The organism is Actinoplanes sp. NBRC 103695 (assembly GCF_030269485.1).
Taxonomy (GTDB): domain Bacteria; phylum Actinomycetota; class Actinomycetes; order Mycobacteriales; family Micromonosporaceae; genus Actinoplanes.
In genome coordinates this window covers 174949-189350 of record NZ_BSTL01000005.1, presented here as the reverse complement: position 1 = coordinate 189350, position 14402 = coordinate 174949, and the positions used below count along the sequence as shown (strand labels likewise).

Annotated in this window: 12 protein-coding genes; 3 read left to right on the top strand and 9 right to left on the bottom strand. The window is 71.2% G+C overall.

The genetic code is table 11. The features are described from left to right. Positions 1-3: 3 nt before the first annotated feature. From QSK31_RS09775 to QSK31_RS09765, 3 genes are all read right to left on the bottom strand, one after another. Positions 4-2340 carry a polyribonucleotide nucleotidyltransferase gene (locus tag QSK31_RS09775; RefSeq protein WP_285682946.1) on the bottom strand — a complete coding sequence of 779 codons (2337 nt, stop codon included), beginning with the start codon at positions 2338-2340 and terminating at the stop codon, positions 4-6. Between the two features lie 183 nt (positions 2341-2523). Further along, on the bottom strand, positions 2524-2793 hold the full coding sequence (rpsO, locus tag QSK31_RS09770) for a 30S ribosomal protein S15 (RefSeq protein ID WP_221378653.1): 270 nt from the start codon (positions 2791-2793) through the stop codon (positions 2524-2526). A gap of 118 nt (positions 2794-2911) precedes the next feature. Then, a complete protein-coding gene (locus tag QSK31_RS09765) occupies positions 2912-3844 on the bottom strand; it encodes a bifunctional riboflavin kinase/FAD synthetase (protein ID WP_285682944.1) in 933 nt (310 codons plus the stop codon). Between the two features lie 55 nt (positions 3845-3899). On the opposite strand from QSK31_RS09765, the gene QSK31_RS09760 reads away from it, so the two are divergent. Then, on the top strand, positions 3900-6527 hold the full coding sequence (locus QSK31_RS09760) for a response regulator (RefSeq protein ID WP_285682943.1): 2628 nt from the start codon (positions 3900-3902) through the stop codon (positions 6525-6527). Then, positions 6528-6920 carry a response regulator gene (locus QSK31_RS09755; protein WP_285682941.1) on the top strand — a complete coding sequence of 131 codons (393 nt, stop codon included), beginning with the start codon at positions 6528-6530 and terminating at the stop codon, positions 6918-6920. Here QSK31_RS09755 and QSK31_RS09750 read toward each other — a convergent pair. After that, the gene (locus QSK31_RS09750; RefSeq protein WP_285682940.1) at positions 6917-8467 is read right to left on the bottom strand and encodes a glycoside hydrolase domain-containing protein; all 1551 of its coding nucleotides are present in this window, start codon (positions 8465-8467) and stop codon (positions 6917-6919) included. The genes QSK31_RS09755 and QSK31_RS09750 overlap by 4 nt on opposite strands. A gap of 77 nt (positions 8468-8544) precedes the next feature. On the opposite strand from QSK31_RS09750, the gene truB reads away from it, so the two are divergent. Beyond that, a complete protein-coding gene (gene truB, locus QSK31_RS09745) occupies positions 8545-9426 on the top strand; it encodes a tRNA pseudouridine(55) synthase TruB (protein WP_285682938.1) in 882 nt (293 codons plus the stop codon). A gap of 348 nt (positions 9427-9774) precedes the next feature. Here truB and fliQ read toward each other — a convergent pair whose 3' ends face one another. The 5 genes from fliQ to QSK31_RS09720 form a co-directional block, all read right to left on the bottom strand. Then, the gene (gene fliQ / locus QSK31_RS09740) at positions 9775-10044 is read right to left on the bottom strand and encodes a flagellar biosynthesis protein FliQ (protein ID WP_285682937.1); all 270 of its coding nucleotides are present in this window, start codon (positions 10042-10044) and stop codon (positions 9775-9777) included. Positions 10045-10691: 647 nt separating this feature from the next. Continuing rightward, positions 10692-12020: an MATE family efflux transporter gene (locus QSK31_RS09735; protein ID WP_285682936.1), complete on the bottom strand. Its 1329-nt coding sequence runs from the start codon at positions 12018-12020 to the stop codon at positions 10692-10694. A gap of 467 nt (positions 12021-12487) precedes the next feature. Continuing rightward, positions 12488-13522, bottom strand: a complete 1035-nt coding sequence (locus QSK31_RS09730) for a DHH family phosphoesterase (protein ID WP_502872934.1) — start codon at positions 13520-13522, stop codon at positions 12488-12490. A gap of 5 nt (positions 13523-13527) precedes the next feature. Beyond that, complete coding sequence (gene rbfA, locus QSK31_RS09725; RefSeq protein ID WP_285682933.1) at positions 13528-13995, bottom strand: 30S ribosome-binding factor RbfA; 468 nt, start codon at positions 13993-13995, stop codon at positions 13528-13530. Between the two features lie 106 nt (positions 13996-14101). Next, positions 14102-14395 (bottom strand): DUF503 domain-containing protein, encoded by a 294-nt coding sequence (locus QSK31_RS09720; RefSeq protein ID WP_285682931.1) that lies wholly within the window; start codon positions 14393-14395, stop codon positions 14102-14104. Between the last annotated feature and the right edge of the window lie 7 nt (positions 14396-14402).

The window sequence follows — 14402 nt, the reverse complement described above, 5'->3', positions numbered from 1 at the left end:
GGGTCAGCTGTCGCGGCCACGGTCGCCGCCACCACCGGAACGCCGGCGTCGGCGGGGCTCGCCACCACCGTCGCCGCGGGGACCGCGGTCCTCGCGCGGCGGGCGGGACTCACCCGTCGAAGCCGCGGCGTTCGCGGCGACCGGGGGCGCCTCTTCGCCCTCGGGCCGGACCTTGTCCAGGTAGATCTTGCCGCGGGCGTCGATGTCCGCGATGGACACCTCGACCTTGTCGCCGACGTTGAGGAAGTCCTCGACCCGCTCGACCCGCTTGCCGTCGCCCACCTTGGAGATGTGCAGCAGGCCGTCGCGGCCGGGCAGCAGCGAGATGAACGCGCCGAACGCGGCCGTCTTCACCACCGTGCCGAGGAACTTGTCGCCCATCTTGGGCAGCGTCGGGTTGGCGATCGCGTTGATCCGCTCGACGGCGGCCTCGGCCGACGGGCCGTTGGTCGCGCCGACGTAGATCGTGCCGTCGTCCTCGATGGAGATGTCGGCGCCGGTCTCGTCCTGGATCGCGTTGATCGTCTGGCCCTTCGGGCCGATCACCATGCCGATCTTGTCGACCGGGATCTTCACCGAGGTGACGCGCGGGGCGTACTCCGACATCTCGGCCGGGGCGTTGATCGCCTGCTCCATCACCTCGAGGATGGTGGTGCGGGCGTCGTGCGCCTGCTGCAGAGCGCCGGCCAGCACGTCCGACGGGATGCCGTCGAGCTTGGTGTCCAGCTGCAGCGCGGTGACGAACTCGCTGGTGCCGGCGACCTTGAAGTCCATGTCACCGAACGCGTCCTCGGCGCCCAGGATGTCGGTCAGCGCGACGTACTGCGTCTTGCCGTCGACCTCGTCCGAGATCAGGCCCATCGCGATGCCCGCGACCGGCGCCTTCAGCGGCACACCGGCGGACAGCAGCGACAGGGTGGAGGCGCAGACCGAGCCCATCGAGGTGGACCCGTTCGAGCCGAGGGCCTCGGAGACCTGACGGATCGCGTACGGGAACTCCTCACGCGTCGGCAGCACGGGCACCAGGGCCCGCTCGGCCAGCGCGCCGTGCCCGATCTCGCGGCGCTTCGGCGAACCGACCCGGCCGGTCTCACCGGTCGAGTACGGCGGGAAGTTGTAGTTGTGCATGTAGCGCTTGGACTTCTCCGGCGCCAGGGTGTCCAGCGCCTGCTCCAGCCGCAGCATGTTCAGCGTGCTGACGCCCATGATCTGGGTCTCGCCACGCTCGAACAGCGCCGAGCCGTGCACCCGCGGGAGGATGCCGACCTGGGCGCTCAGCGGGCGGATGTCACGCGGGCCACGACCGTCGATGCGGACCTGCTCGCGCAGCACCCGCTGCCGGACCTCGCTCTTGGTGAGCGAACGGAAGGCGGCGGAGATCTCCTTCTCCCGGCCCTCGAAGCGCTCGGCCAGGTTCTCCTGGGCCTTCGCCTTGATCAGGTCGAGGGACTCCTCGCGTTCCGCCTTGCCGGCGATCTTCAGCGCCTCGGCGGTCTCGTCGCGGACCAGCTCGGTCACTGCGGCGAAGACGTCGTCCTGGTAGTCCAGGAACACCGGGAACTCGGCGACCGGCTTGGCGGCGATGTCGGCCAGCTCGCTCTGCGCGCGGCACAGCTCGCGGATGGCGGGCTTGGCGGCCTCCAGGCCGCTGGCCACGACCTCCTCGGTCGGCGCGGTGGCGCCGGCCTGGATCAGCTTGATCGCGTGCGGGGTGGCCTCGGCCTCGACCATCATGATCGCGACGTCGCCGTCGGCGGTCACCCGGCCGGCCACGACCATGTCGAAGGTGGCGCGCTCCAGCTCCTCGAGGGTCGGGAAGGCGACCCACTGACCCTCGACGTGCGCGACGCGGGTCGAGCCGACCGGGCCGGAGAACGGCAGGCCGGAGAGCTTGGTGGACATCGACGCGGCGTTCATCGCGACGACGTCGTACGGGTGCTGCGGGTCGAGCGCCAGGATGGTCTCGACGACCTGGACCTCGTTGCGCAGGCCCTTGGTGAACGACGGGCGCAGCGGCCGGTCGATCAGCCGGCAGGTGAGGATGGCGTCCTCGCTGGGGCGGCCCTCACGGCGGAAGAACGAGCCGGGGATCCGGCCGACGGCGTACATCCGCTCCTCGACGTCCACCGTCAGCGGGAAGAAGTCGAAGTGCTCCTTCGGGTGCTTGGACGCCGTGGTGGCGGACAGAACGGTGGTCTCGCCGAGCTGGACGATGACCGAGCCGGCGGCCTGCATGGCGAGCCGGCCGGTGTAGAACGTGATCTCGCGGGTGCCGAGAGCGCCGTTGTCGATGACGGCGGTGCGGGACTCAGTCCCGAGAGCGGTGTTCTGCTCTGGCATGTTGGTGTGGAACTCCTTCGTCGAAGGACCCGACGGTGTTTTTTCTCAACGCCGGTCTTCGATCGAAGTGCCCGAGGCAGGCTCGGGAACCACTACCGAGGACCGGCCGCGGCGGGTCCGTTGGGTGTCTGTGTCGCTGAAAAAACCTCGGGGGAGCGACCGATGGTCACTCCCCCGGTGAAGCTATCGGCGCAGGCCGAGACGCTCGATCAGCGTCCGGTAGCGCGCGATGTCCTTCTTCTGCACGTAGTTGAGCAGGCGGCGCCGGCGGCCGACCAGCAGCAGCAGCCCACGGCGGCTGTGGTGGTCGTGCTTGTGAACCTTCAGGTGCTCGGTGAGGTCGGCGATCCGCTTCGTCAGCATCGCGACCTGCACCTCGGGCGACCCGGTGTCGCCGTCCTGCGCCTTGTACTCATCGATGATCTTGGTCTTGGTCTCTTGATCGAGCGCCATGTTCTCCGTAATTCTGTGTTGCCGATTTCAAGCCGGATCTTCTCGCGGCCCGCGGCGTCGGGCAGGCAGGCGAGACCGGTCGCTGGTGAGCCCAGCTCCCACCAACCCTACCAGCAGCTCAACTGAGCAACGCGCGGGTCTGTTCGACGTCCTCGCGGATCTGCGCGACGAGCGGCTCGATGCCGGTGTAGGCGCGTTGTTCCCGCAGGTGCTCGACGAAATCCAGGGACACCCGCTCGCCGTAGAGGTCGCCGTCGAAATCCAGCACGTACGCCTCCACCCGTCGCTCGCGCCCGGAGAAGGTCGGGTTGGTGCCGACCGAGACCGCGGCCATCTGCCGGCCGGAGTGCACCCCGCCGCGCACCAGCCAGCAGGCGTAGACCCCGTCGGCCGGGATCGCCGCGTACCGGTGGCACATCAGGTTCGCGGTGGGAAAGCCCAGCTCACGGCCCCGCTGATCACCACGGACCACGACGCCGCCCAGGCGGTGCGGCCGGCCCAGCGCGGCCGCCGCGGCCCGGACGTCCCCGGCGTCGACACAGCTGCGGATGTACGTGGACGAGAAGACCAGACCGTCCTCGGCGACCAGCGGCGCCTCCTCCACGCCGAAGCCGAAGGACCGGCCCAGCGCGGCGAGCAGCGGCACGTCCCCGGCCGCCCGGTGCCCGAAGCGGAAGTTGTCGCCGACCACCACGACCGACGCGTGCAGCGCCTCGACCAGCACGTCGTGCACGAACGCCTCGGGGCTGAGCTGGGAGAACGCCGACGTGAACGGCACCACGCAGAGCGCGTCGACACCCATCTGCTCGATCAGCTCGGCCTTGCGGACCGGCTCGGTGAGCACCGCCGGGTGGGAGCCCGGCCGCACCACCTCGGACGGGTGCGGGTCGAAGGTCACCACCACGGACTGGACGCCGAGGTCGCGTGCCCGCTTCACGGCGTGACCGATGATCGCCTGATGCCCGCGGTGCACGCCGTCGAAGACGCCGATCGTCACCACCGAACGACCCCAGCCGCTCGGCACCGCTTCGTATCCCCGCCAGCGCTGCATCGACAAAGCGTATCGGCCTGACGGGAGCTGTCGAAAAGCTACGATTAGTGCCGATATGGGAACCGGCTGGAGTCTTGTTGTCCTGTTCGCCGCGTTGATGACCTTCGCGGCGCTCTTCGTCCGGTCCCTGTGGGGTTACCTACGCCGGCGCGATCCGTTGCAACGGGACATCACCTGGGTCTTCCTGCCGCCGACGGTGTTCTTCGTGGCGGCCGTGGCCGGGGCGCTGCCCGGACCGCTGCCCTCCTGGGTCGAACCGATGGCCTACGCGATCATCCTGACGCAGCCCTGCCTGACCGTCCGGCTGGCCGCCCGGCTGCGCTCGGTGCCCCACGGGCTCGAACTCTTCGTGTGGCTCACCTGGGTCTTCGTGGCCGGCGCCCGGCTCTTCACCGGCGCCGACCCGACCGACCCGGTACTCGCGCTGGTCGTGGTGGTCTTCCTGGTCGGTGAGGGCATCGCCGCCGCGCTGCTCTTCGGGAAGGCTCGCCGGCGGACCGGCGCCAACCGGGCCCGGCTGACCATCGCCTCCGCGGCGACGCTCGCCTTCGGCGGCATGATCGCGCTGATCGGTGTGGGCACCTTCACCGAGAAACCCGCCCTGGAGGCCGCCGGCCGGGTGCTGGCCATGGTGAGCGGCCTGGGCTACCTGTTCGCCTTCGCGCCGCCGCGCTGGCTGCGCCGGGCGTTCTCGGCCTCGACCGCGCAGAAGGTGACCGAGCGGCTGCTGCGCGCCCCGGTCGAGTCTCCCGAGCAGGTCTGGCAGATCTACGCCGAGATCATGCGGGTGCAGACCGGCGCCGACGCGGTCGCCGTGCTGATGCCCCGGCCCGACGGGCAGCTCGCCACCATCGGCTACTCCGGCCCGTCGCTCCCCACGCCGGACAGCCTGGACAACGCCGACCTGACCGCCCTGATCCGGGCCGGGCGCCCGGCCCGGCTGCGGGAGGGCGCGCCGTCGGTGGTCGCGCACTACGGCGACGACCTCAGCGACGACTTCGTCACCGCGCTCAGCATGCCGGTGCCACCGGACGTGGACGGCGCGGTGCTGCTCTTCAACCGCCACCGCACCCTGTTCCGCGACGAGGACCTGCGGCAGCTGGCCGCGCTCGGCGGGCAGGCCGGCGTCCTGGCCGAGCGGCAGGCGGTGATCGCCGCCCAGCGCCGCCTGTCCGACGAGCTGAGCCAGTCGGTGGAGGCGCTGACCCGGGCCAGCAAGGCGAAGAGCACCTTCCTGGCGAACATGAGCCACGAACTGCGCACGCCCCTGAACGCGATCATCGGCTTCAGCGACCTGATGCGCCTGGAGGAGCCGGACAGCGACCGCCGCCGGGTTCCGGCCGAGTGGATCGAGCACATCCACACCAGTGGACGGCACCTGCTCGGCCTGATCAACGACATCCTCGACCTGGCCAAGGTGGAGGCCGGGCACCTGGACCTGCGGCTCGCCCCGCTGCGTGTGGACACCGCGTTGATCGAGTTGCTCACCGGCCTGTCACCGCTGATCACCACCAAGCAGCTGACCGTGAAGCGGGACCTGGCGGAGGTGACCGCGCTGGCCGACCGGGTGCGTTTCCGGCAGATCGTGGAGAACCTGCTCTCCAACGCGATCAAGTTCACCCCGTCGGGCGGCACGATCACGGTCACGACCCGGGACCTGCGCGACGACGTGGTGGAGGTCGTGGTCGAGGACACCGGCATCGGGATCGCGGAGGCCGACCACGGGCGGGTCTTCGAGGAGTTCCAGCAGGCCGGCGACGACGAGGGCCGGCGGGCCGGTACCGGGCTCGGGCTGGCGCTGACCAGACGCCTCGTCGAGGCCCACGACGGCGAGATCTCGCTGGTCTCGGCGCCGGGTCAGGGCAGTTCTTTCGCCGTACGCCTGCCGGCCGCCCCGATCGTCCGCTCCGTCCCGGCCGACGACGCCGACGCCCCGCTGGTGCTGCTGATCGAGGACGACCCGCAGGCCGCCGACCTGCTGAGCGCCCAGCTGAGCGCGGCCGGCTACCGGATCGCCGTGGCGGGCAGCGGCGAGTCCGGGCTGACCGTGGCCGGTACCACCCCGCCGGACGCCATCGTGCTGGACGTGACGCTGCCCGGCATCGACGGCTTTGAGGTGATCCGGCGGCTCAAGGCGGACGCCCGGCTGGCCGGCATCCCGGTCTTCTTCGCCAGCATCGTCGACGAGCGGCAGGCCGGCCTCGAGCTCGGCGCCAGCGACTACTTCGTCAAGCCGGTGGACCAGGCGGCGCTGCTCGCCGCGCTGGCACAGACGCTCGCCGACCGTTCCAGCCCGCGGGTGCTGGTGGTGGAGGACGACGACCAGGTGCGCTGCGCGATCGAGCAGGGCCTGCGGGCCGGTGGCGCCGACGTGGTGGCCTGCGCCGAGGGGCGGGACGGGCTGGAGCTCAGCCGCACCGGTCACTTCGACCTGATCGTCTGCGACATGCAGAGCACCGACGTGGACGGCTTCAGCCTGATGGCCGCGATCGCGGAGGACTCCGCGCACACGCCGGTGCTGGGCATCACCGCCGGGATCGGCGCCGACCCGTCCGACGCGGCGCCGCTGGTGGCCACCGCGATGGCCGGCGGGGTGCTGGCCGAGGCGATGGCCGGCGGGGCCGGCTGGGAGACATTGGCGCCGCTTCTGGGCAGGCGCCCGCCGTCGAGGAAGGACACCTGAGTGAGCACGATCCTGCTCGTCGAGGACGAGGACCTGAACCGGACGCTGGTCAAGGCGGTGCTGGCCCGGGCGCAGATCGCGGCGGTACGGCACGCGGAGATCATCGACGCCGGCAGCCTCGCCGCCGCCCGCGAGCGGCTGGCCGGCGGGCCCATCGACCTGGTCCTGCTGGACATGAACCTGCCGGACGGCAACGGCCTGACCCTGGCCCGGGAACTGGCCGCGGGTGAGATGGCGCTGGACGGCAAGCGGCCGGTGGTGGTCGCAGTGACGGCCAGCGTGCTGCCGCAGGACCGGGCGGCCGCGCTCGAGGCCGGCTGCGACGGCTTCCTGGACAAGCCGTACGCCGCAGCCGACCTCGTCGCGGTGGTCGCCGAACACCTGCCCGGTTAGAAGGCCGGCGTCCTGCTTCCGAAACCGGTCGCCATCCGGAACCGACGCGGCAGGGCGGAACCGTCGCCCTCGTAGCGCCACACCGCGCCGGAGGCGTCGATCGAGACCAGGTCCTGGAACCCGTCCCGGTTGATGTCACCGGCCCCGACCAGGTCGCGCATGTTCTGCCAGCTGGAGCCGATCTCCCGCCGCGTCCCGAAGCCGCCGGCCGCGCCCGGGTAGAGGTACAGCACCCCGCTCGCGGTGTGCCGGGCGATCAGGTCGTTGAACCCGTCGGAGTCGAAGTCGCCGACGCCGGCCAGCTCGCTCATCGTGTCCCAGCCGCCGCCGGTGATCTTCACCCGCGGCCCGGACACGACGCCGTCGCGACCGGGGTACAGGTAGAGGCTGTTGTCCGCGGTACTAGCCGCCAGCAGGTCCGGGAAGCCGTCGGAGTCGAAGTCGCCGATCGCGGTCAGCTCGCGCATGCTGTTCCAGCTCGTGCCGATCTGTTTGCTGACGCCCAGCGCGTTCCGGAGGCCCGGGTAGAACAGCAGCCGCCCGGTGGACGCCTGCCGCGCGACCACGTCCTCCCGGCCGTCCTTGTCCCAGTCACCGATCCGGATGATCGCGTTCATCGTGTCCCAGCTGGCGCCGAACGTGAGCGACTGCGAGGTGTCCAGCACGCCGCCGTTGCTGGAGTGGATCTGCAACTGCTCGCCGCTGCGGATGAGCAGGTCGGACCAGCCGTTCCCGGTGAAGTCGCCGTGCGGCGTGCGCGGCGCCGGGGCCACGTCCAGCCGGTCGTTGTCGATGTTGATGGCGACTCCGCCGTGGGTCTCGATGTGGTCGCCGCGCCACTGCTTGATCCGGCGCTGCGGCGACCAGTACGCCGACGGGATGCCCGGGTCGGTCACCGTGGAGATGTTGTCCCAGCGGGCGAAGTCCACGTAGTCCGGCCGGACGTAGCCCTGCCGGTTGTAGGCGGCGACCACGTCCCGGACACCCGAGGACATGCTGCTGTAGAAGCCGGACAGGTAGCCGAGGTCGTGCAGGCGCGCACTCCAGCCGCCGAGGAACTGCACCACGCCTTCGCTGCACTCCGGGTCGTTCCCGGCGTACGCCTCCATGTCGTAGATCAGCGTGCTGTCCGGGGCCAGGCCGATCGCGCGGGCCTGCGCGACCGCGTCGTTGGCGTCGGCCCGGCCCTGCGCGTACGCCTGCGTGTCGTCGATCTTGTTGGGTTTGGTGGAGAGCGTGCAGGACGCCTGCCGGCCGAGGTAGATCGGGATCAGGTGCCACCCGGCGGCGGTCTGCTCGCTCACCCAGGCGGCCGTGAGGGCCGGCTGCGCGCAGGCCCGGTTGGTGCCGCCGAAGTAGATGCCGAGTGCCCGGTACGGCGACGAATCCCAGGCGCGCATCTTCGCGCTGGCCGGCGCGGTGCAGGCGTCGAAGCCCTCGCCCGAGAACGTGCCCGGGTGCACCGAGTCGGCCATGGCCGGGGTGGCCGTCACCGCGATGGTGACCGCGGCGAGGGCGGCGGCGAGGCTGCCGCGAGAGATGTTCATCGCGACATAGAAGCAAAGTTCGCCGATGGGCGGATGCCCCGGATGTGCCAAATCCCGCGGCACCTAAGGTGGACGGGATGGAGACGGACGGTCTGATCGTGGTGGACAAGCCCGCCGGCATGACGTCGCACGACGTGGTCGCGCGGATCCGGCGCCTGGCCAAGACACGCCGGGTCGGGCACGGCGGCACCCTCGACCCGATGGCCACCGGCGTGCTGATCATCGGCGTCAACCGAGCGACGCGCCTGCTCACCTACGTGATCGGCGCCGGCAAGAGCTACACGGCCACGATCCGCCTGGGCGAGAGCACGATCACCGACGACGCGGAGGGCGACGTGACAGCCCGGACCGACGCGTCCACGGTCACCGACGAGTCGATCAGCTCAGGCCTGGCGGCTCAGACCGGCGACATCCTCCAGGTCCCCAGCGCGGTCAGTGCGATCAAGATCAAGGGCGAGAGGGCCTACAAGCGCGTACGCCAGGGCGAGGAGGTCGACATCCCCGCCCGCCAGGTCACGATCTCCCGCCTGGACGTCCTGTCCATCCGCCGCGAAGCCGCCGTGGTCGACGTGGACATCGACGTGACCTGCTCGTCCGGCACCTACATCCGGGCGATCGCCCGCGACCTGGGCGCCACCCTCGGCGTGGGCGGCCACCTGACGGCCCTGCGCCGCACCGCAGTCGGCCAGATGACCCTCGTGGAGTCCTCCACCCTGGACACCCTGGAGTCCCGGGCCCCCGACGTGATCACCCTCCCGATGGCCGAGGCCGCCCGCCGCGCGTTCCCCCAGCGCACGGCCACCGCCGACGAGACAAGAACCCTCCGCCACGGCGCCCCCTTGGAAGCCGCGGGCATCACCGGCCCCTACGCCGTCTTCTCCCCCGAGGGCACCCTCCTGGCCATAGTCAACGAGCAGTCCGGCAAGGCCCGCGCCGAGATAGTCCTCTCCCCCGCCTGACCCCAATCGCGCGCCACCCGCCCACTCCGCGCCACCGCCCCACCGCGCGCCACCGCCCCACCGCGCGCCACCGCCCCACCGCGCGCCACCGCCCCACCGCGCGCCACCGCCCCACCGCGCGCCGCGCGCAACCCGCCCTGCCCGCGCAACCCGCCCCACCGGGCGCGCCGCCCGCGCCACTTCACGCCAACCGCGAGACCCTCCGCCTGCTAAACACCATTCAATGCATGCCGCCCCGCCACCTCGCACCGGCCGACTCCGACCCTGGCGTGTGATCTGCGTCCTCGTCCACTTCCCGGCGCACAAAAAGGCCGCCCCGAAGGGCGGCCCTATTTCAGCTCTGCGCGCTCACCCGAGCAGCGTCGGCAGCTTCTCGAAGAGCTGCTGAGTGAACGTGACCATCTCGTGCAACATCCAGTTGCCCGAGAACAGGATCGCCACACCCACCCCGATCGCCTTGGGCACGAACGACAGCGTCGCCTCCTGAATCTGCGTCACCGACTGGAAGAGCGAGATCGCAAACCCGATGATCAGCGCGGTGAGCAGCACCGGCGCACACATCTTCGCGGCGATGGTCATGGCCTGCAGCCCCAGCTCGACGATCTGCGTGTCGGTCATGCCCATCACTTCGGAGAACTTGAGACCTCTCCGAGTGCGAACCGGGGGCGCAACGGTTGCCACTCAGTTGCGGCCTCCCACCCCACACCCCTTTGCTCTGCTTACACATACGCATCGCTCCAGGAATCACGGCGACTTTGCTCTGCTTACACATACGCATCGCCCCCACGCCTGTCATGCCCGGTGCTCTGCCTACACACACGCACCGCCGCCGCCCCCGTCTCGCCCCGTTGCGCTGCACTACACACGCGCACCGCCGCCGCGTCCAACTCACGCTTTGCTCTGCTTACACGCGACCACCAGGCCGTTTGCTCTGCTTACACCGACGAAGCGCCCGCCAACGTCTGGACGCATCAGGACCTCTCGCCCCGTGTCGCTCTCAAGTCGACCCTCCACCGCCACCCGCGCAGCTTGCCCAGGCGAGTCAGCGCGCCACGTCCGTCAAAGCCAACGCTCCACAGCGGTGGAAAATCCGCGCGTCCGGCAGAGGTGAGTTAGGGCGTTACGGCGGCGGCGGATCAGCGGTCGCGACGGCGGCGGCGGGTCGCGGCGGCGGATCAGCGGGTCGCGGCGGCAGGTCAGCGGGTCGCGGCGGCAGGTCAGCGGGTCGCGGCGGCAGGTCAGCGCGACGCGACGACGGCGGCAGGTCAGCGCGACGCGCCGAGGACGGCCCAGCGCGCCGAACGCCACCGCTGAAGCAAACCACCGAAGCGCACCAGCGTGAACAACCCCAGCCCCGCCCAGACACCTCCGAGGCCCAGGTCGAACGCGTACGCCAGCCAGATCGCCGGGAGGAACCCGAGCAGCGCCGCCGCGATCGTCAGGTTGCGCAGGAAACCGACGTCCCCGGCGCCGATCAGGACTCCGTCGAGGGCGTAGACCACCCCGGCGAACGGCAGCAGCCCCACGAACCACGGCCACACCACCGCGGCCTGGTCGCGTACCGCCTGGTCGCCGGTGAACAGGGACGGGATGACGCCGGCGCCGGCTGCGGCCAGGACCGCGAAGCCGATGCCCGCGATGCCGCCGGCGATGGTGACGCGGCGGGCGACGTAGCGGGCGCTGGCCTCGTCGGAGGCGCCGAGGGCCGCGCCGACCAGGGACTGGGCGGCGATCGCGACGGCGTCGAGGGCCAGCGCGGCGAAGAACCACAGCTGCAGGGCGATCTGGTGGGCGCCGACCGACGCCACCCCGAAGCGGGCCGCGACGGCGGTTGCGGAGAGCCAGCAGACCTGGAAGGCGCCGCCCCGGATGAGCAGGTCGCGGCCGAGGACGAGCTGGTTGACGATCACCTGCGGGAGGGGGCGCAGCGGCGCTTGCTCGCGGATGATCGCCCGCAGGAAGAGGCTGCCGGCGATTGTCTGGGCGGTCACGTTGGCGATCGCGGAGCCGGTCAGGCCGAGCCCGCCGGGGTAGACGAGCAGGGGGCAGAGGATGGCGCTGAGGACGTTCGCCCCGAGGATGTAGTAGAGCGGGCGGCGGGTGTCCTGCACGCCGCGCATCCAGCCGTTGCCCGCGGCGGCCAGCAGCAGGCCGGGTGCGCCGAACACGGCGATGCGGAGCCATCCGGCGGCGGCGTCTGCGGCCGACGGGTCGCTGGCCAGGGCGCGTGTGAGCGGGCCGGCGACGAGTTGGACCAGCAGGATGAGCAGCAGGCCGGTGGCCAGCGCCAGCCACGATGCCTGCACGCCCTCGGCGACGGCGGCGGAGCGGTCACCGGCGCCGAACCGGCGGGCGGCGCGGCCGGTGGTCCCGTACGCCATCAGCGTGCCGAACCAGACCGCGACCGACATCACGGTGCCGCCGACCGCGACGGCGGCGAGCGGGACCGGGCCGAGGTGGCCGACGACGGCCGTGTCGACCAGGACGTAGAGCGGCTCAGCCGCGAGAACGACGAGCGCGGGCAGGGCCAGCTGGGTGACGCGCCGGGCTGTCGCGGAGACGGCTACGGGCGTGGGCTCGGCAGGCGGGCTCATGAGTCCTCATGATGCCCGCCGAGCGGTAAGGAGGCAAACGTCCAGCAGTACTTACTGGCGGGTGTCCATCGACGTCTGGAGCGCGCGGCGCGCGGCCTCGCGGGCCTCATCGGACGACGGCTGGGGCTTGGGCTTGGCAGCCATGATCGTGGGTCCTTCCACGGCAGAACGGGCGCAATCTGCGCCCCGGAAACAGGACCAGCCCGGGATCGCCGGACGCCGGTGACTCTTGGCTCCGACGACGGGCCGTGGTCGCGACCGCGGCAGAACCAAATGACCGTTAACCCAAACTAGCGTTAACTCAGGCCGGGCGTCGGGCGGATCCCGCAGTCCGAGACGGAAAGTCAGCTCCACGACACCCGGCCTCGGCCACAGGGCCGCCGATCGAGGGGCGGAGAACGCACCGGGGCGAGGGAAAGACGCGCGAAGGCAGCGGAGGTCAGCCGGCCGGATCAGTTCGCCTGGCGTCAGCCCTGCGGCAGAAGGTGCTGCTCGACCAGCTCACGAACGCCCGCCACAACCTCGGCCGGCGTGCCGTGCCCGGTGTAGCCCGCCGCCAGCCGGTGCCCGCCGCCACCCAGGGCGACCGCCACCGCGCTGACGTCGACCGCACCCTTGCTGCGCAGGGAGACGGCCCAGGTCCGGTCGCCGGTCTCCTTGATCAGAACCGCCACATCGGCCTCCGCGACGGTCCGGACCGGGTCGATCAGGGCGTCCATCACGTACGCCCGCTGGCCGTGCCTCGCCAGGTCGTCCTGGGTGACGTACGTCCAGACCAGCCCGTGCCCGGCGGCTGCCGCCGGCTCCAGCTCGGCCCGGGCCAGCACCTCGGCGAAGAGCTTCACCGCCCCGAACGGCCGGGTGTCGAAGGTGCGCCGGGAGATCTCCCCGGGCCGCAGCCCGGTCGCGATCAGCCGCGCGGCCATCTCGTGCACCCGCGGCGTGGTCATGTCGAACTTGAACGACCCGGTGTCGGTCGCGAGCGCCACGTAGAGGCACTCCGCGATCTGCGGGTCGAGCGGGACGTCCAGCCGGGCGAGCAGTTCCTCCGCCACCACGGAGGTGGCCGCCGCCTGCGGGTCGACCAGGTTGATCCCGCCGAACCCCGCGTTGGACGCATGATGGTCGAGCACCACGGTGGCCCGCGCCCGGGCCAGCCGGCCGGCCAGGTCGCCGAGCCGGGACGACGCCGCCGCGTCGAAGGTGATGACGAGGTCGGGATCGGGCCAGACCTCGGACTCGGGGACGAGCAGGTCGACACCGGGCAGCTCGACGAAGGGCTCGGGCACCTCGAAGGCACCGGGGAACGTCGCCTGGAGCCTGGTCACGCCCAGCCGGCGCAGCCCGAGCGCGAAGCCGAGCATGCTGCCGAGCGCGTCACCGTCGGGGTTGACGTGACAGATGAGCAGCACCCGGCCGGTCGGCGCCAGCTCGCGGATCGCCGCGACCGCCGCCGACCAGTCCGAGTCCGTCGTCTCCCCGCCGGGACGGGACGTGGCCAGCTCGGTCACCCTTGGTCCTCGCGGGCTCCGACCCGGTCGGGCTCGCCGTCCTCGTCGTCGTCCTCCGCCTTGTACGGGTCGGGGTCGCCGGCGTACTGCTTGCCGGCGGCCAGTCGCTGCACCTCGGCGTCGCGGTGCCGGGCCGCGGCCAGCAGATCGTCGATCTCCTTGGCGTGGTCCAGCACGTTGTCGAGGATGAAGGTCAGGCTGGGCGAGTGCCGCAGCCCCAGCGCATGGCCGACGCGGGTGCGCAGCATGCCCTTGGCGCTCTCCAGCGCGGCGGCCGTGCCTGCCTGCTCGGTGGCGTCACCGAGCACCGTGTAATAGACGGTCGCGTCCCGCAGGTCGCCCGTGATGCGGGCGTCCGTGACCGTCAGCATGCCGAGACGGGGATCCTTGATCTCCCGCACCAGCGAAGCCACCAGCTCGCGCACACGCTCGGCGTGCCGACGGGTCTTAGCCGGATCCGACATTTTTCCCACCTCCGACAGAACGTTCTCCGCGGGAATACCAACGCACGAAGCCTACCCACGAGCCGTTACGAGCGAACGTCCCGGCGGTGCGTCTGTGGACAACCCGTCAGTCGTCATCGCCGTGTAGTCGCCGCTTGACGGACAGCAACTCGATCTCGGGCCGTCCGGCCATCTGGTTCTCGCAGGTGTCGATCACCTGCCGGACGTGGGCGGCGTCCGCGGCCACCACGGCCACCCCGATCGCGGCTCGGCCGTGCAGCTCGAGGTGGTCCACCTCGGCCACGCTGACCTCGAATTTCCGCAGCATCGCGATGATCGGCCGGACGTACGCCCGCTTCTGCTTGAGCGACCGCGAGTCGCCGGGGAGCAGGATGTCGAACTGAGCAGTCTCCGTGAACACGGCCGCA

What these genes read in the sequence shown, in the direction of transcription:
- QSK31_RS09775 (WP_285682946.1), bottom strand. Translation starts at nt 2,340, where the DNA reads ATGCCAGAGCAGAACACCGCTCTCGGGACTGAGTCCCGCACCGCCGTC.
- rpsO (WP_221378653.1), bottom strand. Translation starts at nt 2,793, where the DNA reads ATGGCGCTCGATCAAGAGACCAAGACCAAGATCATCGATGAGTACAAG.
- QSK31_RS09765 (WP_285682944.1), bottom strand. Translation starts at nt 3,844, where the DNA reads ATGCAGCGCTGGCGGGGATACGAAGCGGTGCCGAGCGGCTGGGGTCGT.
- QSK31_RS09760 (WP_285682943.1), top strand. Translation starts at nt 3,900, where the DNA reads ATGGGAACCGGCTGGAGTCTTGTTGTCCTGTTCGCCGCGTTGATGACC.
- QSK31_RS09750 (WP_285682940.1), bottom strand. Translation starts at nt 8,467, where the DNA reads ATGAACATCTCTCGCGGCAGCCTCGCCGCCGCCCTCGCCGCGGTCACC.
- truB (WP_285682938.1), top strand. Translation starts at nt 8,545, where the DNA reads ATGGAGACGGACGGTCTGATCGTGGTGGACAAGCCCGCCGGCATGACG.
- fliQ (WP_285682937.1), bottom strand. Translation starts at nt 10,044, where the DNA reads ATGACCGACACGCAGATCGTCGAGCTGGGGCTGCAGGCCATGACCATC.
- QSK31_RS09735 (WP_285682936.1), bottom strand. Translation starts at nt 12,020, where the DNA reads ATGAGCCCGCCTGCCGAGCCCACGCCCGTAGCCGTCTCCGCGACAGCC.
- rbfA (WP_285682933.1), bottom strand. Translation starts at nt 13,995, where the DNA reads ATGTCGGATCCGGCTAAGACCCGTCGGCACGCCGAGCGTGTGCGCGAG.